We start from the raw sequence: 277 nt of genomic DNA, 5'->3' as shown, positions 1-277 counted from the left end.
ATCATAAGTGTAAGGAATGGTTTGTAGGGTGTCATTTTGGAATATCAAAGGGATGCTGTCTTTCAGCACCCGATAAGCTGACCAGTAAGTGCTTACCCTGTCTTTGTCGCTGCCTTGATAGGGATAATCCGTTTGTGCCTTTAGCATGCTCGCTAGGTGCGCCAGGAAAGCGATGTGTGCTTGGAATACCTCATATTCCAGTTTTCCTCCCATGTAGGCATTTTCTGTAACAAACACCGCCCGCTTAAAGCTCAACGGCTCCGTGCCGTCCAGCATA

General features: G+C 47.7%; 1 protein-coding gene. It reads right to left on the bottom strand.

The window, feature by feature from the left end:
* The coding region (locus E1163_RS29990; RefSeq protein WP_221417843.1) for a hypothetical protein at window positions 1-277 on the bottom strand (277 nt) is incomplete at both ends.

This window comes from Fulvivirga kasyanovii, from assembly GCF_009711405.1.
In the GTDB taxonomy this organism is placed as follows: domain Bacteria; phylum Bacteroidota; class Bacteroidia; order Cytophagales; family Cyclobacteriaceae; genus Fulvivirga; species Fulvivirga kasyanovii.
Note: the sequence above shows the minus strand (reverse complement) of the source record. Positions and strands in the feature narration are given on the sequence as shown.